This window comes from Tamlana crocina (assembly GCF_012037625.1).
Window position 1 is genome coordinate 1 of record NZ_JAAVJS010000051.1, and the last position, 877, is coordinate 877.

The 877-nt window shown below is 40.4% G+C and carries 2 protein-coding genes; both read right to left on the reverse strand.

The genetic code is table 11. The annotated features are described in order from the left end of the window. Positions 1-251 (reverse strand): type II toxin-antitoxin system RelE/ParE family toxin (locus HC176_RS15530; RefSeq protein WP_167919884.1); only part of this gene is annotated, 251 nt, incomplete at its 3' end. Then, complete coding sequence (locus tag HC176_RS15535) at positions 238-489, reverse strand: ribbon-helix-helix domain-containing protein (RefSeq protein ID WP_167919886.1); 252 nt, start codon at positions 487-489, stop codon at positions 238-240. The genes HC176_RS15535 and HC176_RS15530, both read right to left, overlap by 14 nt. Positions 490-877: the final 388 nt, after the last annotated feature.

An 877-nucleotide genomic window follows, 5' to 3' on the forward strand; every position in this document is an offset into this window, starting at 1 on the left:
CGTATAATTTCAACCGAATTGTCTATAATCCGGTAATAAATACTATCTATACCGAGTACGCAGCGTCTGTATTCTGGTTTAACAACATCTACTGAAGCAAAAAGATATGGCTGTTCCGAGATTTTTTCAAATTGATCAAAGAAGGCATGGAAGTAGGTGTCAGCTAAAGTTTCACCGAACTTGTGTATTCCATATTGATGTAGTCGGATCAGGTCATTCTTTGCAGCTTCGCTTAATTTATAATTTGCCATTGCTGCGGAGCTGATCTTTAGATTGAGCTAAGATTTCTTCTGCAGATAAATTGGTAAAACCGCTTTTTTCCCCTTCAATTAATTTCATTCGGAGCCATTCTATTTCTTTTTGTTTTTCCCGTTCTTTCCTGATCAAATCATTGATAAGTTCACTTTTACTGCTGTACTCTTCCTGCCTTAATTGCTCTTTTAACCATTCATCATTAGGTTCTGTGAGGGATATACTTTGTCTTGTCATGACTTAAAATTTATAAGATGGTGTAAATTTACACCAAAATTTTTATAACTGCGTTGTAGAATCTTCAAAACTGCCGGTAAATAGTTAAGGCTGCTTATCAAATCCAAGCACCAATTTCCTAACACAAATTTATTCTCAGCCTTTAGGGCGGTCCAAACCCTGTCAGCGGTTAGCAACCCTGACAGCGGTTGTGAATTCATTCGCAGCCTTTATGGCGGGGCAAAAGAATGAATTTGAGTACTGAACGCATTCCCTCTGCGTAACGTCATTGGAAGTCCGACGAAGGCGGCGGCGGCAATTTGCCTGCCGTTACCTTTATGTATCATTGTGGTCAACCCATAGCGGATTGCTTCGCTGCGCTCGCAATGACGTAACCCGGGTCAGCCAA